Origin of the sequence: Marinobacter fonticola, from assembly GCF_008122265.1 — a bacterium.
Classification (GTDB): domain Bacteria; phylum Pseudomonadota; class Gammaproteobacteria; order Pseudomonadales; family Oleiphilaceae; genus Marinobacter_A; species Marinobacter_A fonticola.
The window spans coordinates 4,200,266-4,226,078 of record NZ_CP043042.1; the positions used below are offsets into that span (position 1 = coordinate 4,200,266).

24 protein-coding genes are annotated in these 25,813 nt (G+C 59.7%); 12 read left to right on the plus strand and 12 right to left on the minus strand.

Features of this window, described 5'->3' with window-relative positions; genetic code table 11:
* Window positions 1–100 precede the first annotated feature (100 nt).
* Window positions 101–2,668 (plus strand): EAL domain-containing protein, encoded by a 2,568-nt coding sequence (locus tag FXO11_RS18710; RefSeq protein ID WP_148864458.1) that lies wholly within the window; start codon window positions 101–103, stop codon window positions 2,666–2,668.
* A 36-nt stretch (window positions 2,669–2,704) separates the two neighbouring features.
* Here the strand turns inward: FXO11_RS18710 and tesB are convergent, their stop codons facing one another.
* Window positions 2,705–3,580, minus strand: coding sequence for an acyl-CoA thioesterase II (gene tesB / locus FXO11_RS18715; protein WP_148864459.1), 876 nt, complete (start codon window positions 3,578–3,580; stop codon window positions 2,705–2,707).
* Here tesB and FXO11_RS18720 point away from each other — a divergent pair.
* On the plus strand, window positions 3,579–4,127 hold the full coding sequence (locus FXO11_RS18720) for a hypothetical protein (RefSeq protein WP_148864460.1): 549 nt from the start codon (window positions 3,579–3,581) through the stop codon (window positions 4,125–4,127). The two genes, tesB and FXO11_RS18720, sit on opposite strands and share 2 nt — an antisense overlap.
* A 21-nt stretch (window positions 4,128–4,148) precedes the next feature.
* Here FXO11_RS18720 and FXO11_RS18725 read toward each other — a convergent pair whose 3' ends face one another.
* Window positions 4,149–5,300 carry an FAD-dependent oxidoreductase gene (locus tag FXO11_RS18725; RefSeq protein ID WP_148864461.1) on the minus strand — a complete coding sequence of 384 codons (1,152 nt, stop codon included), beginning with the start codon at window positions 5,298–5,300 and terminating at the stop codon, window positions 4,149–4,151.
* Between the two features lie 152 nt (window positions 5,301–5,452).
* Window positions 5,453–5,620: a rubredoxin gene (locus FXO11_RS18730; protein WP_148864462.1), complete on the minus strand. Its 168-nt coding sequence runs from the start codon at window positions 5,618–5,620 to the stop codon at window positions 5,453–5,455.
* A 264-nt stretch (window positions 5,621–5,884) separates the two neighbouring features.
* Between FXO11_RS18730 and FXO11_RS18735 the strand changes: the two genes are divergently transcribed.
* From FXO11_RS18735 to phoR, 5 genes are all read left to right on the plus strand, one after another.
* Window positions 5,885–6,439, plus strand: a complete 555-nt coding sequence (locus FXO11_RS18735) for a hypoxanthine-guanine phosphoribosyltransferase (RefSeq protein WP_148864463.1) — start codon at window positions 5,885–5,887, stop codon at window positions 6,437–6,439.
* Window positions 6,420–7,019, plus strand: a complete 600-nt coding sequence (locus FXO11_RS18740; protein ID WP_148864464.1) for a chorismate--pyruvate lyase family protein — start codon at window positions 6,420–6,422, stop codon at window positions 7,017–7,019. The genes FXO11_RS18735 and FXO11_RS18740 overlap by 20 nt, the downstream gene beginning before the upstream one ends.
* Before the next feature lie 78 nt (window positions 7,020–7,097).
* Window positions 7,098–7,985 (plus strand): 4-hydroxybenzoate octaprenyltransferase, encoded by an 888-nt coding sequence (gene ubiA, locus FXO11_RS18745; RefSeq protein ID WP_148864465.1) that lies wholly within the window; start codon window positions 7,098–7,100, stop codon window positions 7,983–7,985.
* Between the two features lie 197 nt (window positions 7,986–8,182).
* Entirely contained in the window at window positions 8,183–8,875 is a 693-nt protein-coding gene (gene phoB / locus FXO11_RS18750; RefSeq protein ID WP_148864466.1) for a phosphate regulon transcriptional regulator PhoB, read from the plus strand.
* A gap of 85 nt (window positions 8,876–8,960) precedes the next feature.
* A complete protein-coding gene (phoR, locus tag FXO11_RS18755; protein ID WP_148864467.1) occupies window positions 8,961–10,274 on the plus strand; it encodes a phosphate regulon sensor histidine kinase PhoR in 1,314 nt (437 codons plus the stop codon).
* 48 nt (window positions 10,275–10,322) lie between these two features.
* Here the strand turns inward: phoR and FXO11_RS18760 are convergent, their stop codons facing one another.
* A complete protein-coding gene (locus FXO11_RS18760) occupies window positions 10,323–11,150 on the minus strand; it encodes a response regulator (RefSeq protein ID WP_148864468.1) in 828 nt (275 codons plus the stop codon).
* Window positions 11,151–11,331: 181 nt separating this feature from the next.
* Here FXO11_RS18760 and FXO11_RS18765 point away from each other — a divergent pair, with 181 nt between their 5' ends.
* The 4 genes from FXO11_RS18765 to rsuA all read left to right on the plus strand — a co-directional run bounded on the left by FXO11_RS18765 (window position 11,332) and on the right by rsuA (window position 15,268).
* Window positions 11,332–12,582: a lytic murein transglycosylase gene (locus tag FXO11_RS18765; RefSeq protein ID WP_227545966.1), complete on the plus strand. Its 1,251-nt coding sequence runs from the start codon at window positions 11,332–11,334 to the stop codon at window positions 12,580–12,582.
* Window positions 12,583–12,587: 5 nt separating this feature from the next.
* A complete protein-coding gene (nudE, locus tag FXO11_RS18770; protein WP_148864980.1) occupies window positions 12,588–13,142 on the plus strand; it encodes an ADP compounds hydrolase NudE in 555 nt (184 codons plus the stop codon).
* 225 nt (window positions 13,143–13,367) lie between these two features.
* Complete coding sequence (locus FXO11_RS18775; protein ID WP_227545967.1) at window positions 13,368–14,273, plus strand: metal-dependent hydrolase; 906 nt, start codon at window positions 13,368–13,370, stop codon at window positions 14,271–14,273.
* A gap of 305 nt (window positions 14,274–14,578) precedes the next feature.
* Complete coding sequence (rsuA, locus tag FXO11_RS18780; protein WP_148864470.1) at window positions 14,579–15,268, plus strand: 16S rRNA pseudouridine(516) synthase RsuA; 690 nt, start codon at window positions 14,579–14,581, stop codon at window positions 15,266–15,268.
* Window positions 15,269–15,274: 6 nt separating this feature from the next.
* Here the strand turns inward: rsuA and FXO11_RS18785 are convergent, their stop codons facing one another.
* The 7 genes from FXO11_RS18785 to FXO11_RS18815 all read right to left on the minus strand — a co-directional run bounded on the left by FXO11_RS18785 (window position 15,275) and on the right by FXO11_RS18815 (window position 21,402).
* On the minus strand, window positions 15,275–15,781 hold the full coding sequence (locus FXO11_RS18785; protein WP_148864471.1) for an asparaginase domain-containing protein: 507 nt from the start codon (window positions 15,779–15,781) through the stop codon (window positions 15,275–15,277).
* 15 nt (window positions 15,782–15,796) lie between these two features.
* Window positions 15,797–16,738: a D-alanyl-D-alanine endopeptidase gene (pbpG, locus tag FXO11_RS18790; RefSeq protein ID WP_148864472.1), complete on the minus strand. Its 942-nt coding sequence runs from the start codon at window positions 16,736–16,738 to the stop codon at window positions 15,797–15,799.
* 301 nt (window positions 16,739–17,039) lie between these two features.
* Window positions 17,040–17,510, minus strand: a complete 471-nt coding sequence (locus FXO11_RS18795; RefSeq protein ID WP_148864473.1) for a CopD family protein — start codon at window positions 17,508–17,510, stop codon at window positions 17,040–17,042.
* Between the two features lie 181 nt (window positions 17,511–17,691).
* Entirely contained in the window at window positions 17,692–18,018 is a 327-nt protein-coding gene (gene trxA / locus FXO11_RS18800) for a thioredoxin (protein WP_148864474.1), read from the minus strand.
* A gap of 224 nt (window positions 18,019–18,242) precedes the next feature.
* A complete protein-coding gene (locus FXO11_RS18805) occupies window positions 18,243–18,869 on the minus strand; it encodes a TetR family transcriptional regulator C-terminal domain-containing protein (RefSeq protein ID WP_227545968.1) in 627 nt (208 codons plus the stop codon).
* A 169-nt stretch (window positions 18,870–19,038) separates the two neighbouring features.
* The gene (gene ilvD, locus FXO11_RS18810) at window positions 19,039–20,715 is read right to left on the minus strand and encodes a dihydroxy-acid dehydratase (protein ID WP_148864476.1); all 1,677 of its coding nucleotides are present in this window, start codon (window positions 20,713–20,715) and stop codon (window positions 19,039–19,041) included.
* 96 nt (window positions 20,716–20,811) lie between these two features.
* Window positions 20,812–21,402 carry a DUF938 domain-containing protein gene (locus FXO11_RS18815; protein ID WP_148864477.1) on the minus strand — a complete coding sequence of 197 codons (591 nt, stop codon included), beginning with the start codon at window positions 21,400–21,402 and terminating at the stop codon, window positions 20,812–20,814.
* A gap of 287 nt (window positions 21,403–21,689) precedes the next feature.
* Here FXO11_RS18815 and FXO11_RS18820 point away from each other — a divergent pair, with 287 nt between their 5' ends.
* On the plus strand, window positions 21,690–24,242 hold the full coding sequence (locus tag FXO11_RS18820; protein WP_148864478.1) for an EAL domain-containing protein: 2,553 nt from the start codon (window positions 21,690–21,692) through the stop codon (window positions 24,240–24,242).
* Here FXO11_RS18820 and FXO11_RS18825 read toward each other — a convergent pair.
* On the minus strand, window positions 24,206–25,747 hold the full coding sequence (locus tag FXO11_RS18825; RefSeq protein ID WP_148864479.1) for a flavin-containing monooxygenase: 1,542 nt from the start codon (window positions 25,745–25,747) through the stop codon (window positions 24,206–24,208). The two genes, FXO11_RS18820 and FXO11_RS18825, sit on opposite strands and share 37 nt — an antisense overlap.
* Window positions 25,748–25,813: the final 66 nt, after the last annotated feature.

Sequence of the window (25,813 nt, forward strand, 5' to 3'; positions counted from 1 at the left end):
CGCCCGGGGAGTTTGGCCATACTGAAACTGAACGTGCTCGCGTGAACGCCTGTGGCCACAGGCCGCAAGCACAACAACCACAACAACAAGACTCAGACCCGTGCGCCAATCCGTTGTGTTTTTCGTCCTACTGGGCGTATTGATGACGGCTGTCTCGGGTGTGCAGGCTAATCTCGTCGACGACGGGTATATCGAGCCTGCCATCGAGTACATCCGCCTTCCCTACGGCCAGACCGATTCTGCCGGCCCGGTTGAAATCAATGCACTGGACCGGTGGCAGCGGCTGGCAGGGGACGTGCCCAACTTTGGCTACGTGCGCGACGTGGTCTGGCTTCGCTTCGATGTACCGACGCCGGCCGGCGCCCTGGATCAGATGCTGGAAATTCGCTACCCGCAGCTGGATTCGGTACAGATCTTCCTGTTCGAGAACGGCAGGCCGGTAAAACAGATGACCACCGGCGATTGGCTACCCATGTCGACCCGGCCCATCCAGCACCCGCATTTCCTCATGCCCTACAGGGTGAACCCGGACAGCCGCTATCACTTCCTGGTGCGGGTACAAACTGACGGCGCCCTCCAGGTGCCCACCCGCCTCTGGCAGCGAGACGTCTTTTTTGGCCACACGTCCCAGCTCGGCCAGGCTCACGCGATCTATTACGGGATTCTGATCACGGTTGTCTTCTTCAACCTATTCGTGTTCCTGGCCATGCGCGAGGCCACCTATCTCTACTACGCACTGTCGACACTGGGCTATCTGTTCCTGCTCGGCTCGTTACACGGGACTACTTATCCGCTGCTCTGGCCGGACAGTCCATGGTTACAGAACCAGTCGATGATGATGTCGGTGCCGATCGCGATGCTGTTCTCCCTGCTGTTCGCCCGTTCATTCTTGAACTTGCACAGTCGCAACCCGGCCTGGGACCGTTTCTTGCGCGGCGCGGTCATTGCCAACCTGCTGGCGATCCTCGGCACCTTCCTCTTGGGATACAACACGTCGATGCAAGTCTCGGTAGCGCTGGCCATACCCTGCTGCCTGCTGCTCACCGTGGTGGGGCCTGTCGAATGGGCGCGGGGCAATCGCCAGGCGATTCTTTACACCATCGCCTGGGGGGTACTGACCGTGGGCAGCGCGCTGACCGCCGCCAATAAGTTCGGCTGGATACCCACCAATTTCGTCACCGAGTTCGGCATGGAGCTCGGCTCGGCTCTGGAGGCGATTTTGCTGACCATCGGCCTCGCCATGCGACTCTACCAAGAGCGTGAAGACAAAGTCGCAGCCCGGGAATCCCAGCTGCGGGCCCTGGCCGCCCGTCGCAATGCAGAATTGCGCATGATGGACCAGGCCCTACACCATCCGTTAACCAAACTGCCCAATCGGACCTCATTCGAGCTGCATTTGCAGGACCTGATGATTCGCGAGCCGCAACGGCGCCATGCAGTGGGTGTCGTACAGCTCACAAACCTGGCCGCGATAACCAAAACCCTGGGCCATCAAAATGCCGAGCGGATCCTCGAGCTGGCAGCCCAAAGCTTCAACCACATCTGCCAGGATCTACCCGGGGTGCGCACCATCGAGCAAGACGACACGCGCTGCTTTCATGCGGCGTCGCTGGAATCGGGCACTTTCGGCTTTATCATCGACGCCGACGCCGCACGCGCCCAGCCCCGCAAGATCCTGGAATGCCTGGAAGCCGTTCGCGCCCCGGTAGACTACCTGGGCATGCAACTACCGCTGGATCCGCTCGCCGGTGTCGCCATCTATCCCAACCACTCGGACGATCCCAGCACCCTGATCCGGCAAGCCTACATCGCACTTGAAAGCGGGGACGCTCTTGATCGTGGCCTCGCCTACTACCGGTCGGAGCTGGATTCTTACAACGCCAGTAACCTCACACTGGCTTCGGAACTGCGCCAGGCGATCCGGCAAAATGACCTGACCCTTTTCTTCCAGCCCAAATTGGCGCTGGCGGATCAGCGAGTCGTCGGTGTCGAAGCGTTGATTCGATGGCCCAGCCGCGGCGAGGTGACTGCCGACCAGATTGTCGCCGTCGCGGAACAAACCGGCCTGATTAAGCCATTTACACGCTGGGTACTACAACAGGCCGTTAAAGCCCGAGACGGCTTGATCGCAGCCGGTCACGGTGAGCTGAGCGTGGCCGTCAACATTTCACCCAACAATCTGCGGGAACAGGATTTTCCGCTGTTTGTACAACGGCTGATGAGCAATCACCCGGAGCATGCCGGCAAGATTATCCTCGAAGTGACGGAGACCTCGATGATGCAGGATCCGGCCAACTCGCTGCGGGCGCTGCGCTCGCTGGATTTCGCGGGCATTCCGCTATCCATCGATGATTTCGGCTCCGGCTACTCCTCGCTGTCCTATATCAAGCGCCTACCCGCAGGGGAGATCAAGATCGATCGCTCCCTCATCGTCGACCTGGCTCTGCAGGCCGAAGACCGGGTGATTGTGCAAACCACCATCACCATGTGCCATGACTTGGGTTACAAGGTTGTCGCCGAGGGTGTCGAGGACGAAGCAACGATGCAGGTTCTCAGAGACATGCGGTGCGACATGATTCAAGGCTTCGTGCTGACACCCCCGCAACCCATGGACGACTTCATGCGCTGGCTAACGAATCAGGGGATGCAGGCAAAGCGTCGCGCCTGAATGGGCAGCGGTCCTGCCGATTCAGGCGCAGAACACTCAGCCTTCGGACGTCTTGTTCGGACGGCGGCGGATCAACGCTTCCTGCGCGGTGGAGGCCACCAGCACGCCGTCTCGGTTGAAAATATTGCCGCGGTTGAATCCGCGTCCGGCGGCAGCGCTGGGGCTGTCGGTGTCGTACAGCAACCAGTCGTCCATACGGAATTCCCGGTGGAACCAAATGGCGTGATCAAGACTGGCGACCTGCATGCCACGGTTCATGAACGTGACGCCGTGAGGATTCAACGAGGTGCCCAGAAAACCGAAGTCGGAGGAGTAGGCGAGCAGGCAGCGATGCAGGACGGGATCGTCCGGCAACTCTCCCTGTGCGCGGAGCCAGGCCTGCTTGTGGGGGTCACGGCGCTCCGGTTTAAGCGGGTTCATGGGATTGACCGGACGAATCTCGATGGGTCGATCCCGCGTAAACTTTTCTCGCATATGCTCCGGGATGTACTGTTTCATCATCAACGCCAGTGTATGCTCGGACTTGAGGGACTCAAAATCCGGCGCTTCCGGCATGTCGTGCTGGTGATCGAAGCCGGTCTCCTCGACCTGAAACGACATGGATCCGGTCAAGATTTCCTTGCCGTCCTGACGCGCAATGACCCGGCGCACGGAGAAGCTACCGCCGTCCCGCACGCGATGGACTTCATAATCGATCGGCAGGCGGTGGTTACCCGGCCGGAGAAAATAGGCATGGAGAGAATGCGCCACTCGATCTTCAACGGTACGGCTTGCGGCCATCAAGGCTTGGCCGAGCACCTGGCCACCGAACACGTTCGGAAACCCCAAGTCCTCGCTTTCGCCCTGGAAATGATCGTCGCCAATGGGCGCCAGATCCAGCAATTCGACTAATTTGCGGGTGACCTCCAACATGCCTGCTCCTGTTGCTCTCGTTCTGTTAAAACAGCTTGTTCTACCCCAGGCGCCCGAATGGCGCAATGACAATATTGCCAACACCGGTTATCCGGAACGCTCAGGCAAGCGCCGCACGCTCGGCTACAAACCCGCTCTAGTGGCACTGCTCTTGAGCCTCATCGCCCTCCCCTGCCAGGCCTGCGGACTGGACTGGCGCTACGATCCACAACGGGACGCCACGCTGGTGCGGCCCACACCGGCAATCGCAGAATGTTCGGTGCAAGGGGACGAAATTAATCCGGTGGTACTACCCCAGCCACAATGGCCGGAAGCTTACACCGCCGAAGATTCCGAGAGGGGTTGGCAAGTGGCCGACCCCCAGCTGTCCACCGGGCGGCCGGAAGCCTATAAGGACAATCGAGAGGCAGTGCGCATCGCCCAGTCCAATCAAGACCAGGCTGCCCTGGCCCGCAGCGGAGGGCCACTCGGCGATGTCGACCAATTGCCCGACGCACTGAATGGCATCAATTACCGCTTGGATTTCGGCATTCAATACCGGTTCTGACCCCGCCGTCAGACCCCGCCGTCAGTGAATGGGCGGGACTTCCTTGGACAGCCCCTGCTTCTCCATCGCATAGTCGCCAGTCACGGCAAAGCCAAGCAGGGTGCCGGCGGCGTCTTTGAACAACGCACGCACGTTGCGCCCGTCACGTTCGATATGCCATTTGCCTTCGGCTCCCGCTGGTGGCGGACACACCGCGGTCGGGCAACAGGGTGTTTTCACCATGACCGGCATCACGCCATAGGCCACCTCGGTCGGCGTACCGAGTAACGTCTTGGCCAGCGCCCGGGAACTGGCCATCAGCGGCAGCACGTAGAGCAGCACATGACCGTCGACCTCGGCGCAGTCGCCCAGGGCGTAGATATCCTCGGCACTGGTTTGCAGGGCGCGGTCGACGACGATACCGCGATTGACCTGCAGTCCGGCGGCCTGGGCCAAGTCTACCCGCGGGCGCAGACCCACCGCGGAGATGACGCGATCGGCGTCGACGGTCTCGCCATTGGCCAGGGTAAGACGAACGCCCTTGTCTTGGCGGTCGATCCGGTCGACGACGGTTTCCAAGTGGAAAGCCACCCCTTCTTCGGTGAGCGCTTCCACCACGGCGTCGCCGGCGGCTGGCGGCACAAGGCCCGGCATAGCGGTGTCGGAAGGTGCAATCACGTCCACCTCGTAGCCGCCGTTACGCAGGTCGTTGGCGAACTCGCAGCCAATGAGACCGGCACCCATGATGGCGACCCGGGATTGACCATCGAGCGCCTGGCGGAACGCCCGGTAATCCATAAGATCATTGATGGAGTAAACGTGCTCCTGCCCTTCGCCTTCCAGCGGGATACGAATCACGTCCGCCCCCCAGGCCAGCACCAACTTGCTATAAGCAAGCCGCTCGTCGCCGATCATCACGCAGTGACCTGCCGGATCCAGTCCGGTGATCGTGGTATGGGTGCGTACTTCAATATTGAGCTGTTCAACCATACCGGCCGCATCGGCCTGGGCCAGTTCGTCGGCGTTCTTACCTTTGGTAAAACCCGTGGAGAGCATGGGCTTGGAATAGCTGTGCCCGTCGTCCGCGGTAATCATCAGAACCGGCGCCTCCTTGTCCTGCTTGCGGATTTCACGGGCCAGCGAGTAACCCGACAGGCCGGTACCAATAATAACGATGGGGGCATCCTGACTCATGCCGCTGCTCTCCTCTCTACAATCTTTCTTTTCAATCTTTATATCGGTGCCTTTTGCCGGGTGATCGACCGGCGTTCTATCCCTTCCAGCATCCCGACTTTCGACCTATTTGCCAGAGGAGCCCTCCGGCATTCCCTGCCGGGCATTGACCCTCAGCCGATCTCGATCATTTCGAAATCTTCCTTGCCAACACCGCAATCCGGGCATACCCACTCCTCCGGTACATCTTCCCATGCTGTGCCCGGCTCGATACCATCTTCAGGCCAGCCTTCAGCCTCGTCATAGATCAAACCACAGACGACACACTGCCACTTCTTCATCACTCTCCTCCAGGATCCCATTAAAGGCGGGATAGTATTTATTCTACAATCCGGCATACACGTGATGCCGAATCGCGGATAGATATTGGGCCCGCTATGATACGCCTTGTGCGCTCCATGACCAATGCCGACGGGGACAGCCAGAGATGAGAGTTTCCAACCCTCGCACCAAGCCCCTCCCCGCACCGGTCCGGCTTCGGTATAATGCCCCGCTTTTGGAGCAACGCCTACGGGCGTCCCTCCCTGAAACAGGATTTGCGCCCTATGACGACTTCCCACGAACTTCAGAAGGTTTTCGACGAAGCCGACTGTATCTGCACCGAGCAGGAGGTTCAGCAGGCCATTGGCCGGATGGCGAGCGCCATTGCCGAGCGGCTCAGGGAGCGCGATCCCCTGCTGTTCTGCGTCATGAATGGGGGGCTGATTCTGATGGGCCAGCTACTGCCGCGTCTGGCGTTCCCCTTGCAAGCGGAATACCTGCACGCTACGCGCTACCGTCAGGAAACCACCGGCGGCATTCTCGAGTGGAAACTGCGTCCGGACGCCGACATGCGCGGCCGCACCGTATTGATTGTCGACGACATCCTGGACGAAGGCACCACGCTCAATGCCATCGCCGATTACTGCAAAACCCAGGGCGCCGACGAGGTGCTAACGGCGGTGCTGGTGGACAAGCAGCATAAGCGCAAGTGCCGCCCCGATTTCAAGGCTGATTTTACCGGTCTTGAGGTGGAGGATCGCTTCCTGTTCGGCTACGGCATGGATTACAAAGGTTACTGGCGCAACGCCCCTGGCATCTATGCCGTCAAGGGACTCTGAGATTTCCGCCGCGCTCAGGTTCTCGTCCGTCGCAACGGCAACGGACCAGCCCCGCGTGCCCGAGGCTCGCTGGTATCCCAGCGCTGCTGCCGCTCAGCTTGTGCTTGGCCCTCCCCTGGACGATGAAAAGTTCTGGCTGACCCTGGAAGGCTCCCTGACGCGCGCCCTGCAACGACGTTGCCACGAACGTTTCCATGTGGACGTCCTCTGGGAAGGCTATGCGCGTCCGACGCTGGAAGAGGCGCGAACGCTGACTATTCCCGACCGGCAAGTGGCCTGGATTCGCGAGGTCCACCTGTGCGGCGATGGCCAGCCCTGGGTTATGGCGCGCACCGTGATTCCCCTCGACACGCTCAAGGGTAACGGCCGCCGCCTGCGACACCTGGGTCGCCGACCGCTAGGTCATTTCCTGTTCAGCCAGCGCCGCTGGCATCGCGGCCCCTTCCAGGTCGGGCTTGTCCGGCGCCGGCATGCCAGCCAGCCTTCGATCGGAAGGCGCTCCCGCTTCTACCGGGGCAATCACGCCTTATTGGTCGGGGAGTACTTCTTGCCCAGCCTTTTGCAGCGCGATTTGGGGTAATCGCTTCAAACCGGCCGCTGTGCATCGCTATAATCCGGCTGACTGCCGATTCACGCCGACGACCCGAGCCAAGCTACCATGACTTTCGACTTCCTGCCCGCCCCCGTGCTAGCGAAACTCACCGCGTATATTCAGCTCCTGCGCCTGGATCGCCCCATTGGCACCTTGCTGCTGCTCTGGCCCACCTACTGGGCGCTCTGGCTTGCTGCAGACGGAATGCCCAGCCTGGCCAACGTCGTAATTTTCACCCTCGGCGTGTTCATGATGCGGGCGGCGGGTTGCGCCATCAACGATTTCGCCGATCGCAAGGTGGACGGCCACGTCAAGCGCACCAAGTCGCGCCCCCTGGCGACAGGTCGCATTGTCCCGGCCGAAGCCGTGATGCTGTTCCTGGTGCTGGTAATGCTGTCGTTTCTGATGGTGGTCTTTTTCACCAACACGCTGACGCTCTACCTGTCTTTCGGCGGCTTGGTGCTGGCCTTCATTTATCCTTTTATGAAGCGTTACACCCACCTGCCTCAACTTTTTCTCGGTGCCGCGTTTTCCTGGGCTATTCCCATGGCCTGGGCCGCCGAAGCCAACGACGTCACGCGCATGGCCTGGCTGCTTTTCACCGCCAACGTGCTCTGGACCGTCGCCTACGACACCCAATACGCCATGGTGGATCGGGACGATGACGTGAAGATCGGCGTCAAGTCCACAGCCATCCTGTTCGGCGAAGCGGACACGTTGATCATCGGTGTACTGCAAGCCCTTACGGTGCTAATCCTTGCATTGATCGGCGCCCAGGCGGAACTTGGTCTGCTCTATTATTTGGGCCTTTCGGCTATGGCGGTGCTATTCGTCTACCAGCAGCGTCTGATCCGATTCCGCCAGCGCGAAGCCTGCTTCAAGGCTTTTCTCAATAACCAGTGGGCCGGCGCTAGCGTGTTCGCGGGGTTGCTGCTGGACACCGTGCTCCACTGACAACGCGCTTGCCGATAGCATCCGATCCGGTCTGCTGCCTGTCATATACTTGTAACAATTGAAGGTTGTAATGTCCCAGCAATACTTAGGCGTCTCTGAATAAGATCCTGGGTTACCCGCTGGTACTTAGCGGTACTTAGGGTACCTAGAGAATTTCAGAGGCTCCGTAACCGAAGGTGATGACAAGGTGGGACGTCATGACGGGAAAAACAGTACTCATAGTCGATGATGAAGCATCGATCCGCGAGATGATTGCCGTAGCCCTGGAGATGGCGGACTACGACTATCTCGAGGCTGCCGACGCACTGGATGCGCACGCCATGATTGTGGACAAGAAACCGGACCTGATTCTGTTGGACTGGATGCTTCCGGGCACCAGCGGCATTGAGCTGGCCCGGCGCCTGAAAAAAGATGAAACCACGGCGGAAATACCCATAATCATCCTGACCGCCAAGGTCGAGGAAGACAACAAGGTGCAAGGCCTGGAATCCGGGGCCGACGACTATATCACCAAACCGTTTTCCCCTCGCGAGCTGGTTGCGCGACTCAAGGCGGTACTGCGGCGCACAACCCCTGCCGGTGTGGAAACGCCGGTGGAGGTCAACGGCCTGCACCTGGACCCAGCCAGCCACCGCGTGACTTCCCCATTGGGAGCGGTGGACATGGGCCCCACAGAATATAAACTGCTCCAGTTCTTCATGACGCATCAGGAGCGGGTCTATACCCGGGCCCAACTCCTGGATCAAGTCTGGGGTGGCAATGTCTACGTCGAAGAGCGTACCGTTGACGTCCACATTCGCCGGTTGCGCAAGGCTCTGGGCGAGCACTACGATCACCTGATCCAGACCGTGCGCGGCACAGGCTACCGATTTTCTACACGCGCCGCCTGATTCGGTAGCGAAGATGCCTGACGTGGTCGTCTTCGTGGCTGTCATCCAGTGCCGGCGCGCCCCGGCATGCTGAAAGGAAGTATCCATGCAGCATAACTGGTCGCGTTACCTGCGCCTGATTATCGCGCTGTTGGTGGCATTCTTCGTGGTCGGCCTATGGGTCGGTTACCCCCTTATGGGCCTGACCATAGGCCTGACCGTCTACCTCGTTTGGACGCTGCTCCAATTGCGCCGCCTGCACCATTGGCTGCACCATCCCGACGATAGCGACGAGGCGCCGGGCAGTATCGGTCTATGGGGCGAAATTTTCGACGGCCTGCACCGCATGCACCAAACCCACCAGCGGTCTCGCGATTTACTGCAGACTCGCATCAACCGTGTGCAGGAATCCACCAACGCCATGCGCGACGGCGTCATTATGACCGATGCCGAAGGTGCCATGGAGTGGTGGAACTGGTCCGCCGAATACCTGCTGGGCTTCCGGCGTGATACCGACCGCGGCCAACCGATCCATAACCTGATCCGCAGTCCGGCATTCAAGACGTATTTCGACGCCCGGGACTACCGCGAGCCGATGGATCTGAAATCCCCCGCCAAGCCCCATATCCACCTGCAAGTTCAGATCAGCCTCTTCGGCGACGACGACCGATTGATCGTGGCCAAGGACGTCACCCGGCTGTTCCAGCTTGAGCAGATGCGCCGGGATTTCGTCTCCAACGTCTCCCACGAGATGCGTACCCCGCTGACCGTTATCAGCGGCTATCTGGAAACCTTGTCGGATAACGCCGACGATGCGCCGCCGCGCTGGCGCCGAGCCATCGGCACCATGACCCAGCAGGCGGAGCGAATGGAAGCGCTGATCACCGACCTGATTCTCCTAGCCAAACTGGAAACCGGAGAGCAGCATGTCGACGACCGGGTGACCGACATCGACGCACTGATCCGGTACATCTGCCGCGACGCCCAGGCGGTGAGCGGCGAAGGCCAGCACGTGATCGAAACGGATATCGGCGAGCGCCACTTTTTGTTCGGCGACGAGAATCAGTTGCGCAGTGCCTTCTCCAACATCATCTTCAATGCGGTGAAATACACGCCGGCAGGCGGCAATATCAAGGTGAAGTGGCATACCGACCGGGAGGGCGCCCACCTGTCGGTAAAGGACAGCGGTATCGGCATCGACCCGATCCATATTCCCCGTCTGACAGAGCGTTTCTATCGCGCCGATCCCAGCCGGCACCAGCAGACCGGTGGCACCGGCCTGGGTTTGGCGATCGTCAAGCACGTGCTGCTGAATCATGACGGTACATTGGAGATCAACAGCCACCCGGGCGACGGCAGCGAGTTCGTCTGCCACTTTCCGCGGTCGCGTATCACCGAAGCGCCCATCGAGACCGCTTGAGGTCTATTCGCCTTTGCCGCTAGCTCCTTCCTTTAACCTCAGCTTTCGCTAACCGGTACGGAAACGGGCAATAAAGCGGGACAGGTCTTCCATCTTCTTGGGGTCTTCGTCGACGAAGCGCACCGTCAGACTGACGAAGTCCGTATCCTGGCGTTTTTCCACCGCCTGTAGCTGGTGAACATAGCCATTGAGTCGTGCCATCTCGCCTTCACTGACCTCGATATCCACCACCGCCTGATCCAGGATGCCCGGAAAGTCCTGATCGCGCTTGGCAATCACCCGGATCTCGGTCAGGGTGATATCCTTGACCACGCAGCGCAAAGTGGCTTCAGCGAAACGGATCGCGGCGACGGCACGCACCCGGGATGCCGCTGCGTTATCCTTCTCAGCAGGTTTTTCGGAAGAAGACGACCGCTGAGTCAGCAGCGTCGCGGACTCTTTGAATGCATCGGCCGGCCCCTCTATCGATTTGCCGGACGACATCATGGCCGCTTTTAGCTTGCGCCCCATCACCTTGATAATTTTCTTGCTCAGGCCGTCCGGGCTGAAGGGCTTGCCCAGATACTCCGACACCCCTTCCTGCACGGCTTCGATAACGTGGGTCTTGTCGCCCCGGCTGGTAATCATGATAAAGGGACAGCTCTTAAAGCGGTCCTGCTGGCGCATCCAACGCAGTAGTTCCAGCCCCGACATCTCCGGCATTTCCCAATCGCACAGCACCAAGTCGAAAGACGTCTTGGTCATCATGAACTGGGCCTTCTTGCCATTCGGGGCCTCGGTAATTTCGATCACAGGGAAGCGGTTGCGCACGGTGCGCTTGACCAGGTCCCTCACAAAGCTGGCGTCGTCGACCACCAGCGCCTTCAGTGTTGCCATACGACGGCCCTTTCAGCGAATTCCGATCACTACTATAGCCTAGTGTCTCGTCCGAACTTTTTACGTGTTGTGTAACTTCCTTAAAAAATTGTCACCGGCCAAGGGTGGCAGCGGTATTTTCCCGTCCCTAAAACAAGCTACCATGCGGTTTTCCGGGATCTTCTGCACGAGGCAACGTATTGTGAAAAGAGGGACATCCGCCGTCCGCCGTCTGGCCCCTTGGCTTGCCGCCATCAGCCTGGCCGCCCCTTACACCCTTGCCCAGGAAACCACTCAACCCACGTCCCAAGCCGATTTTGGTCAATGCATCGGTCAGCTCAAGGACCGGGCCCTGAAAGAAGGCGTCTCGCCGGAAGTGGCCCAGAATGTCCTGGATCAGGTCACATTCCTCGACCGTGTGATCGAACTTGACCGGCGCCAGCCGGAATTCACCACCACTTTTGCCGACTATCTCAATCGCCGTGTTAACGAAGCGCGTATCGACAAGGGCCGCGAGCTTCTAAACACCCACGCCGAGCTGCTGGCCAAGGTATCGCGGGAGACCGGCGTACCTGCGCCTTATCTGGTGGCCTTCTGGGGACTGGAAACCAACTTCGGCAGCTATTTCGGCAAAATGTCCGTCCCCAGCGCCCTGGCGACCCTCGCCTGCGATCCGCGCCGCAGCGATTACTTCTCCGGCGAGCTGATTTCTGCCCTGCGTATCATCGACGAAGGCGCCATCGCCCCGGAACAAATGGAAGGTTCCTGGGCCGGCGCCATGGGCCATGTGCAATTTATGCCGTCGGTCTTCCTGCGTTACGCGGTCGATGCGGATAACGATGGCAAGCGTGACCTCTGGAACAGCATTCCCGACGCCATGATGTCTGCCGGCAACTTCCTCCAGAGTCTGGGCTGGAACGGCGATTACCGCTGGGGCCGCGAAGTACAGTTGCCGCCTGGTTTCGACTACAGCCTGGCCGGTCTGAAGCGCGAGCGAACGCTGTCCGAGTGGCGCAAACTCGATGTCCGTGACGCCTTTGGCAAGCCGCTGCCCCAAGCGGCTGTCGACGCGGCCCTACTGGTACCCGCAGGGCATGAAGGACCCGCCTTCCTCGTCTACCACAACTTCCACGTGATCATGGGCTGGAACCGCTCGGAATACTACGCCCTGGCTGTCGGCCACCTGGCGGATCGCATCGCGGGTGCCGGCGGTCTGCAGAACCCGCCGCCGGAAGATCTGCCGCGACTCTCCCGGGAAGATATCGAAGCATTACAAGCCGCCCTGAACCAGCGCGGCTACGACAGTGGCGAGCCTGACGGCATCCTCGGCCCGGCCACCCGCAGTGCCATCCGGGATTTCCAGAAGGACCAGAAGCGGATTGCCGACGGTTATCCCGACCCGGGGCTGTTCGAGGCATTAGACATTAAACTCCAGGGCACCGAAGCGAGCTGACCGTGATGGAGAAGAAACCGGAGATCCTCGACACACGATTGGTGGCCCGCAGCCGGCTGTTCGGTATCGAATCCGTCCATCTTCGATTTACCAATGGCGAAGAGCGGGAATTCGAGCGCCTGCGCACACCACCGATTGCCGCCGTCATGTGCGTACCGATGCTCGACGACGATACGGTCGTGCTGATACGCGAGTATGGCGCGGGGGTGGAAGACTATGTCCTGACTCTACCCAAAGGCGCCTATGAACACGGTGAGGACTGGCGCGAAGCCGCCAACCGGGAACTCAAGGAAGAAGCCGGCTACGGCGCCCGCAATCTGACTCTGCTCAAAGACATGACCTTGTCGCCGGGCTACATGGGTCATCGTATTCATGTCGCCCTGGCCGAGGACCTCTACGAAGAACGTCTGCCCGGCGACGAACCGGAGCCTTTGGAAGTGCTGACCTGGAAGTTATCGGAACTGGAGTCGCTGGTGCAGCGTGACGACATGAATGAAGCGAGGGTGATCGCGGCGCTGTATATGGCGAGAGCGGTATTGCAGCGGCGGACGCTTCCATAATTAAAGTGAACGCCAGATGCCGCCGAAACCGCAATAAGGTCATCAGGTTGATCCACACGGTTTCGGCCAAACGAGCCGCATCAACCGACATCCACGAACAGAACCCGGTGCGGGATGCACCCGCCGCCCTTTACCCGCATAATAGATACCCAATTCGCCACCTGTCGTAGGGATTAGGCAGACACCACCTACTGCCCACAGCCGCAGTACCGAACAGGATACCTCATGGATTCAGTGACCCAAGCCGCCCTCGGCGCCACTCTCGGTGGCGTGGTACTGGGCTCCCGGCTCGGCCGCAAAGCCGTTCTCGGCGGCGCTCTTTTAGGTACGCTTCCAGATATGGACGTCGTGCTCGACTACGGTAGCGCCGTGGCTAATTTCACCCGGCACCGAGGATTCAGCCACTCGTTGCTTGTGTTGTTTCCGCTGGCTGTCGTGCTGGCGTATGCCTTTTACCGTTGGCGACCGCAGATTGGCTTCCCCCACTGGGTGCTATTCACCACCCTGACCTTGGTCACCCATCCTATTCTCGATGCCTTCACCACCTACGGCACCCAGATTTTCTGGCCCTTTGGCGGTCCGGTGGCCGTCGGCAGTCTGTTTATTATCGACCCGGCCTATACCCTACCGCTGCTGATCGGCGTGGCTATTTTCCTTTGGCGTCCCGCCCGGGTGCGGCCATTGGCGATTGCTGCGGTGTTGTCGACAGCCTATATCGGGTGGAGCGTGATGGCGCAGCAAATCGTCGCGGATCGAGTGCAGCCACTGCTAGCCGAGCGTAATCTGACGAATGCGCCCACACTGATCCAGCCCATGCCTTTCTCGACGTTACTTTGGCGGATTACCGTGCTGGGGCAAAATGATCGATTGGAAATCGTGACCGGTTTCTTCGACGGTGACCAAGTGCCCCGGGTGGAAGTTTTCGATCGCAATCGAACCTTGGCCCATGTCGCCCGGCAACTGCCGGAAGGCCAACAGCTGGCCTGGTTCACGCGCGATTTTCTCGCCTACCACAACAGCAATAACGAACTGCGGGCCACAGACATTCGCCTGGGATTGCCCGGCGCCCATCCGTTCACTTTCGTGTTAGCGCACCGTGAAAAACGGCGAATGGCAACCGCTGCGCAGTGAGCGCACGCCGCGCCCCGCGATCCAGGAAGATCTGCTGGGCACGCTCTGGCGCCGGATGACTGGCGACGTCAACGTTCTATGCCTGGCGAGGCTGGATACCCAGCCCCGGGCCGGAGAATGCAGCTAGTGCCCTGTTTGGTTAATTCGCTGACTTACTGCGAGCTTCTGAAGGGAGGCCCTGAGAATCTGGCTAGCGGCGTTGCGGCGGCCCGATGTGGAACCACCACACCCTCGCCACCGCGCCTTGCTATCCAGATTCTCTGGGTCTCATTAAGTCAGCGAATTAACCAAACAGGGCACTAACCATGCGACTCGATTATTTCATTGCCAACAGTGCTAACGTGTCACGCAAGGAAGCGCGTCGGCTGATCCTCGCTGCGCGGGCCAGCGTCGATGGCGTCATTTGCAAGAAGGCAGCAACCCAGCTTTCTGGCAGCGAACGCGTCACCCTTGACGATGAATCCATGGTCTTGCCGGGCGAACGTTACTTGATGCTGCATAAGCCCGAGGGGGTGGTCAGCGCCACGACCGACAGCGAGCACCCTACCGCCCTGGACCTGCTACCGCCGGACTGGCGCCGCAACCTGCACATCGCCGGCCGGCTGGACAAAGACACTACCGGGCTGCTGTTGCTATCCACCGATGGCCAGTGGACCCACCGGGTGACGTCCCCGCGGGCGGAGTGCCCCAAGACCTATTTGGCGACGCTGGCCGAACCGCTTCCTGACGACGCGCTGTCCCAACTGGAAAAAGGTGTGGAACTGCGGGGTGAAACCAAGCTGACAGCGCCTGCGACGGTCGAGCGCCTCAATGAGGACAGGCTGCGGCTGACGATTTCAGAAGGCCGCTACCACCAGGTCAAACGGATGTTGGCCGCAGTGGGCAACCGGGTGGTAGCGCTACACCGGGAACGCATCGGCGCGGTCAGTCTCGATCCGGAGCTGGTCAGCGGCAACTACCGGGAACTGAGCCAGGCCGAGATCGATAGCTTTTAGTGCCGTTCAGGCGGGCCCCTCGAACCGCCCCGCCTCCCGGTTCTTGCGCGCCGTGCGAGGGTCCAGGATCTGGCCGCTCATGGCAATATAGACGCCCTTCGGCAGACTCATCAACGCACCGATAGCAAAACCCAGGTTGAACGGCGCATCGGTAACGCGCATGCGGGACGGCTGCATGGCCCCGGTGAACACGATCGTGCGATCGGTTAAATCCATCAGCACCCGCGCCGTGTCCACCATGGTGTCGGTGCCATGGGTAATCAGGATACGGGACTCTTTCGAAGCCTCGACGACCGCGCGAATGGCCTGCCGGTCTTCATCGGTCATCTCCAGGCTATCCTTACGCAACACCGACTGCACCCGGTAGGGCATCTGCATTTGCGCCACCTCGGCGATGGCGGGGAATTCGCTGTCGCCTATGCTGAACTCGCTCTTGGCATCGAAATAGATCTTGTCGATCGTTCCGCCCGTCGTCAGCAGTAAAAGACCGCTCTCGTGCGGTTGTTCCGTCATGTCAGGCCTTCCCGGTCACTGCGCCAATTCGGCGGTTGTGGTGGAGCTTCGCGCCGCTTTTTGTTCGGCGTAAAACGCATTACGGCGATTTTCGTACTCGCGCGCAGCCTTGGCAACCGTTCCGCCCTGCCCCGTGGTCAGCCAGCGTTTGATACGTCCGGCATCGCCTAGCGGCGTACGGGTGCCGAACGAATCCAGCAGCACGGTGATCACCTCCCGCCCATCGATCTTCGTCACCATGACCAGACAGCGGCCGGCTTCGGTGAGATAACCCGTTTTGCTCAGCCCCACACCCCAGCTTTTACGGTGAACCAGGACATTGGTATTGCCGAACGCCAGGGAATAGCGCGGATCGCGAAAATGCGCGGTGAAGTAGCCGGTGGTGGTGTATTCACGCAACTCAGGATGGGCAAACGCCGCTCGCATCAGCTTTACCAAGTCCGTCGCCGAGGCATAGTTCTTGGGCGAGAGGCCTGTAGGCTCGACGAAGTGACTCTGACGCATACCCAGCGCCTGGGCCTTCTCGTTCATCGCCTTAACGAAGGCGTCGAACCCGCCGGGATAGTGACGCGCCAGCGTGTAGGCCGCCAGGTTTTCCGAGGACATCAGGGCGATACGCAGCAGATCGCCACGGGTTAAGGTGGACCCGATGCGAATGCGGGAATAGCCGTTGTTCGCGGCCTGGCGATGCCGCTCATAGATCTCGAGCCGTTGGTCCAGCGGCTGTCCGGCTTCCATCACGACCAGCGCCGTCATCATCTTGGTCACCGATGCGATAGGTACCGGACGGTCTGGATGTTTGCTGTATATCGGTTCGCCACCATCGACATACGCCACCGCCGCATTGACCGACGCCAGGCTGAGCCCGGCAGAATCCGGTGCCGCCCAGGCACGCCCTGACGCCATAAACAGACAGATAACGAAAAGAAACAGCGGAACCCGCCCAGCCCATTGCATACTGAAATCACCTCAACAAAATCCTGACTGACGCTCTGCACATGGGGCGTGCAGTAAGTACGTACTTATTGCTCCGCTTTATACACCGATAGGCCACAAAATTCAGCTTCAGTACGTTACCGGCAAAGGGCTTCGATCCATGTAATGCGCCATCTCTCTGATATTGCTTAGCCTGTTGCGGGTCGCATGCAGCGAGCCGAAATTCGATCCGGTGTTCGAATCTGGCGTTCGCGTCAGGCTACCGGACGCTGGCAGAACCACTCTACCAGCGCCTGCGGGACGAAGGCGCGTTATAGCCGCCTCACAGGTTCATCAGAACCAGATAGCGCCCCCCGGAACCCACCACAACGACAATCAGGCCGAGGATCAGGTTGATGAGGACGAAGGTGCGAATCTGTCCGATGCGCCGTCCAGCCTCGGGAATATCGTTGTCGGCCACCGCCCGCTTGAGCCGGCGGTAGGGCGCGAACCAAACGTGCATAAACAGCAGCATCATCAGGATACCCAGCGTCAGCATGGCGTGCACATGCCAGCCGGCCGAACCCAGCCCGTCAAAATACATGCCCAGCATGCCGAAACCGGACACCAGGAGAACGATAATCGACGCCCAAACCCAGCGGAAGAAGATCGCCAGCGTATGACACCATAGCGGCGCCCTTTGAGCCGGTTCCAATACCGCTCCGGCCGCCGGACGCAACGCCATATAGGCGAAGAACATACCGCCCACCCAGATGACCGCCGCCAGTGTGTGCAATGCCACGAAAAAGCCCATCGTTATTCCTCTCTGGTTTCAGAAAACAGCGGCACTATAACAGGTAGTGCCAACAGGAACAGGTCGTGCCAACAGGTAGCGCCCGATCTCCCGCAATGGGCTTTAGTGTAGCCAGAGAACGACAAGGCCATGGCGAAAAAAAGCCGCCCGGAGGCGGCGAAGGGGTTATGGGACGAGCGCCTTACACATGGGTTTCGATAAAGCCGTTGAGCTCACGGGCGCCAACGGCTCCGATTTGGGTACCGACCGGTTCGCCGCCCTTGAACATCATCAGCGTGGGAATGGAGCGGATACCGAACTTCACGGCTAGCTCGCCGTAGGCATCCACATCCACTTTCGCCACCTTCAAGGTATCGGCCTGATCATCGGCGACCTCTTCCAGCAGAGGCGCGACGGATTTACAGGGTCCGCACCATTCTGCCCAAAAGTCGACTAACACCGGCTTCTCGGAGTTGATCACTTCCTGCTCGAACGTGTCGACAGTGACATTTATCGGTTGCTGGCTCATGGAACATCCTCCTCTGTATTAACAACGATTTTCTTTGATTTAACAACAATCTAAGTAACTACAATCTAAGCAACAACAACTGTTCGAAGGCCAAGCACCCTGACTGCTGATTCTCTTTCAGGGTGAACGCCACACTGAATAGACCAGTCTACTATTGATTGGCGCCAATTTTTGGCGGTTCGGTTTCCCCAACCGCCAGGAATCATTTAGGGACCAACACCTACCTACTGAGGCTTGGCTCGCGGCCGACCAAGGATCTGGTCAAAAAACATACTGGCAAACTGCGCCATTGGCTCCACCGATTTACTGACCTTGGACCGGAGCGTCGCCCCCTGCCAACCCATTTGCATTAATTGCGCCAATGACCTCGGATCCGCGGAGGCATCGATCTCGCCTTGTTCGCGTGCCTGCTCCAGACACTCGGCAAACCGTGCCTGCCAATCGGAAAAAATACTATCGAGACGCAGGCGGAAACTTTCGTTCTGCCCTGCCAACTCCTGCCCCAGGTTACCGATCAGGCAACCCCGGCAGTAGTCGCAGGACTGCATATCGGACACACCCATATCCAGATAGCGGCGTATACGTTCCAACGGTGACAAGGCCGGGTTGCCCAACGTCCGGTCCAACTGCGCATTGTACTCGGCAGCAAACCCGTCGATCACCGCGAGCCCGAAGTCTTCCTTGCTGGCAAAATAGTAATAGAACGAGCCCTTTGGCACGCCAGCCTCTTTCAACACCGCATTGATACCCGTGCTGTTAAAACCCCGCTGGGCGATGATATCGCCACCTACGCGGATAAGTTCCGCGCGGGTATCGTTACTGGGTTTGGCTTGGGATTTTGGTGCTGTCATTGTCATAAGAATTATAATAGACCAGTCGTCTAGTTGTCGTCAAATTGATCAATCAGCGCGAAGAACACACGTCCATACCCGCACAGGAACCGTGACGGGATGCGCAGCACGAACGCTATTCTAGGCCTGAGCGCGGAGCCAGCCCAATAGCCGGCTCCAACGAGGTGTTTCAGAAATCGTCGGTAACGGCACCGTTCGAAGCAGAACTTACCGTGCGCGCATATTTGGCCAGGACACCACGGGTGTACTTGGGCTTGGGCGGCTGCCAGCGGGCCCGGCGGCTGTTCAATACATCGTCCGTGACATCCAGGTCGATGGTATTGGCCTCGGCATCGATAGTGATCGTATCGCCGTTTTCCACTAAAGCGATCGGTCCACCCTCGGCCGCTTCGGGCGTGATATGACCGACCACGAAGCCATGACTGCCACCCGAGAAGCGGCCATCGGTAATCAACGCCACATCCTTGCCTAGTCCCTTGCCCATAATGGCCGAAGTGGGCGTAAGCATCTCGCGCATACCCGGTCCGCCCTTGGGGCCTTCATAGCGAATGACCAGAACATCGCCGGCCACCACCGTGCCGTCCATGATGCGTTCCTGGGCCTCTTCTTCGGAATGGAAGACCCGCGCCTTACCCGTGAAATAGGTCCCCTCTTTGCCGGTGATCTTGGCCACCGCACCGTCTGGCGCCAGGTTGCCACGCAGGATACGCAGGTGGCTGTCTTTCTTGATGGGGTCTTGCAGCGCATGGACGATCTTCTGGCTTTCCGGGTACGGTGCCACATCCGCCAGGTTCTCGCCCAGCGTCAGACCGGTAACCGTCAGGCAATCGCCGCGCAGCAGGCCCGCTTCCAGCAACATCTTCATCAGCGGCTGGATGCCCCCAATCGCCACCAGTTCGGACATCATGTAGTGTCCGCTGGGTCGCAGATCCGCCAGCACCGGAACCCGTTTGCCAATCTCGGTAAAATCATCGATAGACAGCGCCACCCCAACGGTATTGGCCATAGCGATCAGGTGCAGCACCGCATTGGTGGAGCCACCGAGGGCGATCACCACGGTGATGGCGTTCTCGAAGGCCTCGCGGGTCATGATGTCCCGGGGTTTGATGTCCTTGTCCAGCAGGTTGAGCACCGCCGCGCCCGCCGCCCGGCAATCCGCCAGCTTGGTATCGGATACCGCATTCTGCGCCGAACTGCCCGGCAAGCTCATACCCATGGCTTCAATCGCCGAAGCCATGGTGTTGGCGGTATACATACCGCCGCATGACCCCGGACCCGGCACCGCGGTTTCTTCGATCTGTTTCACTTCGATCAGATCCATGTCGCCCTTGGCGTGGGCTCCCACGGCTTCGAAAACGGAAATCAGGTCCGTGTGATTGGCGCCGGGTTGGATCGTGCCACCATAAACGAAAACTGACGGTCGGTTCAGCCGCGCCAGCCCCATCAAACAGCCCGGCATATTCTTGTCACAGCCGCCGATAGCGACCAGACCGTCGAAACCCTCGCAGCCGGCGGTGGTCTCTATGGAGTCAGCGATCACTTCCCGCGAGACGAGGGAATATTTCATACCCTCGGTGCCGTTGGCGATACCGTCCGATACGGTGATGGTGTTGAAAGTTAAGCTTTTACCACCGGCCTCTTCGGCACCCCGGCCGGCTTCCTCCGCCAGACCGTTGATGTGCATGTTGCAGGGGGTGAGGTTGCTCCAGGTGGAGGCAATCCCGATCTGGGGCTTGTTGAAATCTTCATCCGTGAAGCCCACCGCACGCAGCATCGCGCGGCTGGCGGATTTCCCGAGGCCATCGACCACAGGGCTCGAATAGCGGCGGCGTTTGTCTTCGCTCATGATCTCTCCCAACTGTCTTGTCACTTGCTGGCTGTACTTGCCGTTTCTTGACTGTACTTATCGTTTCTTAACCGTACCTGTCGTTTCCGCCTGCGCTCATCGTTTCCTGAAGAACAGCATGCGATTGTTGGCGGGCATCGCCTGATCTTGGTCGAATGCCAGATCATAGCTCAGAGCCAACTCGATGACCGCGGTGTCATCCTTAATCCCGCTGGCCGGATCCCGGGACTTGAGCCAGGCATCCAGCGCTTCGTTTCCCTGACTGGTGTACTGCCCGTTCTTGTTGAAGGGCCCATACACCGCGAACCAGCCGCCAGCCTCCAGTACGCTGGACGCGCAGCTCATCAAGCCCTTCACCACCGGCCACCCGACAAAGTGGACCGTATTGGCCGTAAATACGCCATCGTAGTGCTCCGGTGGCGGGGTCTGACAGGCAACGTCCAACTCCCGAGGCACCGGCAGATTGGGAAGCCCGACATCCGTTTGCCAGGCGCGCAAACCCGGCTGAGCTGCAGCGACGTCGGACAGCTGCCAGACGACATGCGGGTGACGCTGGGCCAGAAAGACGCCATGCTGGCCGGTCCCGCTGCCCAGCTCAAGCCAACGACCGGGTTGATCGAGCAGCGGCGCCAGGGCCTCGGCAATGGGTTGCTGATTTCTTAGGCAGGCTTCGGCAACAGGTTTCAATGCGGCTTCTCGCTAACGATGAACGGTGGCTTGGATCGCTGTTCAGGTTAGCACTGTGAAGGACCAACGTCCCGAACCGAGGATGCTAGGGGGAGCAACTCTACACACAAAACCCAATGCAGGAAAACTCAAGATGTAGTAAAATTTTCGGTAATTCAACATGTTACACAACATTTCCGCATGTAAATAGCGTGTAACCACAAACGCCGGAAACGCGCTCCACATGTGAGCAACAGGATAGAACCCCATGCCCGAACGGAATCAGGTATCAACGCAACGAGGCCAGCATGGCTGAGTTTCCGCCTATGTCTTTGCGTCTGCGCTACCGGGTTTGGCTACCGCTGCTTCTGTTCTTCGCTATCGGCGCCTATTGCCTGAGTCTTAACCTGGCACCGGCCGAGGGCTTCGAACACGCATCACCCCTGATGTCCCAACCCCCGCCCAAGTCCCTTCAACCCAACATCCGGTTCCGCACCGAAAGTCTGGAACGGACCCTTCGGCATCGAAGCTGGATGGATGACCAAGGCTGGCTTCCCATGGAAATCCATGGCGCGGGGCTGGGATATCTGGATACGCCCGTCACCTTCCAAGTAGAGCTGACCAACGCATCGGTCCACTCATTGTCGCTACTGCTTCGTATACAGGCGCCTTCGCTGGATCAGGTTCGCGCCGTCGCTCTGGGCGATGCGGGTGAAATCGAGCGCCTACCGACTTTGGGCGACACCTTTCCCTTCGCCGAACGTATGGTGGCCTTACCCGAGCTGATCTGGCCGGTGACGCTTAGCCCCTCCTCTGACAGCACGTTTCTGTTCGAAGTGGTCAACGCTGGCCCCACCCTGTTCCCCTTTGCCGCCACGCCCCCCGAACAACTCCTGAGCCAAATCGGCGGCGAGATCGTGTGGAAAGCCGGCCTCTATGGCCTATTGCTGTTCGCGCTGATATTCGACCTCGCCTTGCTGCTGACCCTACGCAGCATGGCGGCGGCCTGGCTTACCTGCCTGCTTGGCACCGTTCTGGTCGTCCAACTGTGTCTGGACGGCTTTGGGCTCTGGTTGCTGTGGCCTCAGTGGCCAGCCATGAACAACCTGCTGACACCGATGCTTCCCCTAGGCGCTATCGCCCTGCTCGGTTTCAGCCGCCATTTCCTTGGGTTGGGTCGCCGCGCCCGCCGAGTATTTTGCCTTGCATCCATGCCGTTGCTCGCCGTGGCCGTTCTGGCGCCACTGCATGTGCCCGGCGTCGGTCAGGTCACGGCACTGGTAGGCGCCAGCGCCGCGCCGTTGCTGGTGCTCGGCGTCGCCCTGTTTCATACCCGCGAGAATCCGCAAGCACGTTACCTGGCCCTGGCCCTTGTGTTGCTACTGTCCGGTTCCGCCATCGCCATGTTGAGAACCATCGGCTGGGTGCCGGTCAATGCCGTGACCACGTCGGGCTATTATCTGGGTACTGCGGCAGCCGCCGTTTTCCTCACCTTGGTCGTAGGCTATCGTCTGCTGGAAGAGCGGCGCCAACGCGTGAGCGCCACCCAGAAAGTGGCGGAAGAGCGTCAACTGCGCACGCGGCTCGAGCAGGACTACGATCGTCTGATGGCCTCGCACCCAGTGTCCCGCCGTCCCAACCGGCCCATTATGGAGCAGACGCTGGACCAACTGATTCAATCGGGGCAATCCTTCGTGGTGGGTCTGTTGAGGCTGGAGCGCTACGGGGAAATCGAACGAGCGCTGGGTTATCAGGAAGCGGAAAACCTGCTCCGCGTCTACCTCACCCGTTTTTGCCGCTACCTGGAAGGTCAATTCCCCGAACAACTGGTGCTTTTCCAGGGCCATGCGCTGGGGACGGTAGACACCGCCAACCATGTGATTGCGCTGCGCACCGACTACGGTAGCCTGCCCTGGAACGTGATCCGCCAATGGCTGGAACAGCCCTTCAGCGAGGATCACTACGCCTTTAGCTGGCGCTCGAAGTTGGGGCTGGCCTATGCGCCCGAACATGGCAGCGGCGGTTCCCAACTGATTTCACGTGCGGGCTTTGCTTCGGTGGCGACGGATACGGCCATCAACGTCTACGATCCGCGCTCCGAGGAAGAACAAAACCTGCAGCACTTCCTCATCCTCGATCTCGACCGGGCCCTGCGCACCGGTAGCATTTATCTCGCATACCAGCCCAAAGTCTGCCTCAGGGACAGTCGCGTCATCGCCTACGAAGCGCTGATTCGCTGGAACCATCCAGACTACGGGCCCATTCGTCCCGATCAGTGGATACCCTTTGCCGAGCACGTCGGCGCTATCCACGGCGTTACCCTCTGGGCGATCGAGCGGGCGGTGCAGGATTTGTCGGCGCTGGAGCGGCAAGCGGGGCGCCCGGTACCGGTAGCGGTCAACATCTCCGCCCGCGACCTTGCGCGCGCCGACTTCCATACCGAGGCCCTAGGCATCCTCGCGCGCCATAACGTAACGCCCAACAACATGATTCTCGAAATCACCGAAACCGCGGTCATGCGCAACACCGATCAGGCCCGGCAAATGCTGGAAAAGCTCAACCGCGCCGGTTTCCGCATTGCCTTGGATGATTTTGGTACCGGTTACTCGTCCCTGAGCGCTCTCGCCTCCTTCAACCTGGACGAGCTGAAGATCGATCGCAACTTCCTCACGGATATTCCGTCGAACGACATCCGCCAGCGCATCTTTCATACCGCGGTCGAGCTGGGCGATGCATTGAACCTGAGAATCGTGGTCGAAGGGGTGGAAACCGAGGCCGTCGCCAACTGGCTGCAGCGCTATCCCGGTCTTTGCGGGCAGGGCTACTACTGGGGCCGGCCGGAACCTCTCTCAACCTTGTAGTCCTTCAGGTTCAGCCCCTTCATCTGACGAGCGTACTGGGTGGCGAAGCCGGGGAACATGGTGGCATTGAAGCCGTCCCCGGTGAGATACCAGCTCTTACAGCCGGAGTTCCAGTTGGTCTTTGCCAGGCGTTTCTGAATCGAACGATTGTGACGCCGCTGAACCTCCTTGCGGACCTCCAGGCTCTTAAAATCGTTCTCCTCCATCAACCGGATCGCCCGGACCAGATACTCGATCTGCGATTCCATATAGACCAGCGCCGAATTATGGCCCGGACCCGAGTTGGGACCGAACGTCATGAACAGGTTGGGATAACCGGCGACGTTGATGCTCTTGTAGGCCTGGGCGCCCCGACGCCAGTCCTCTGCCAACTCCTGGCCCTTGCGCCCCACTACCCTGAACGGCGTACCGCTGTGGGACACATCGAAGCCAGTGGCGAACACGATACAATCGAACTGGTGTTCAATCCCTTCGGCCGTGCGAATCCCGTTTTCGCTGATACGGGCAATGGGCCAAGTGATCAGCTCGCAGTTGTCTTTCTGCAGCGCCGGGTAATAGTCGCTGGACATCAGCACCCGCTTGCAGCCGATACGAAAGTCCGGCTTCAGCTGACGACGCATCCAGGAGTCTTTTACCTGACGGTGAAGATGGGCCTGCGCCATTCGTTCCATCAGTCCGGTCAACGGCGAGTTCCAGATAATGCCCAGCGCCATGGACTCGTGAGTCAGGTACAGCGCCCGGCGCACGGCAGATTGCGCCCTGGGCGAGCGGCGAAAAAGTAGCTTATTCCACTCCGGCGTCGCGAAATCCGGTCTCGGCAGCACCCAGCCCGGCGTCCGCTGGAACACCTTGAGTTTGTCCACCTGCTTGGCCAGCTCGGGAACGATCTGTACCCCGCTCGCGCCCGTGCCGATCACCGCCACGCGTTTGCCGTGGAAATCATAGCCGTGGTCCCAGCGCGCACTGTGAACCTTGGTGCCCTTGAAGCTGTCGATGCCGGGGATAGCGGGGAAACTGCAATTGGACAGCGGCCCTTGAGCCATAATCGCCGACCGGGCCTGGAAGGCTTCGCCTGAACGGGTGGTCGCCGTCCACACCCCGGCTTTATCATCGAAGATCAGCTCGCTCACGTCCTGATTAAAGTGGATCTTGCGCCTCAGGTTGTGGTGATCTGCCAGATGGTGGATGTACTGCAGGATTTCCCAGCTGCCAGCAAAACTACGGGACCAGTCCGGATTCGGCACAAAGGAAAACGAGTAGAGATTGGATGGAATATCGCAGGCTGCCCCCGGGTAGGTGTTATCCCGCCAGGTGCCGCCGATATCCGCCGCGCGCTCCAGGATCACCACATCGCGGATGCCTTCCTGCTGCAAGCGCAACGCCGCGCCGAGACCGGCAAAACCGGCACCTACGATTAACACGGTGTGCGGCCGTGTCCGGCTGTGGCCGGATTTGGAAACCGGTGCCTTGCGGCGGTTTCTGGAGGGTGCTGTTGCCGTACTCATAATGCGTTCTCGATAGTCGTCATAAATAGTCGTCATAAACAGGCGTCACAAACACGATTCACAAAC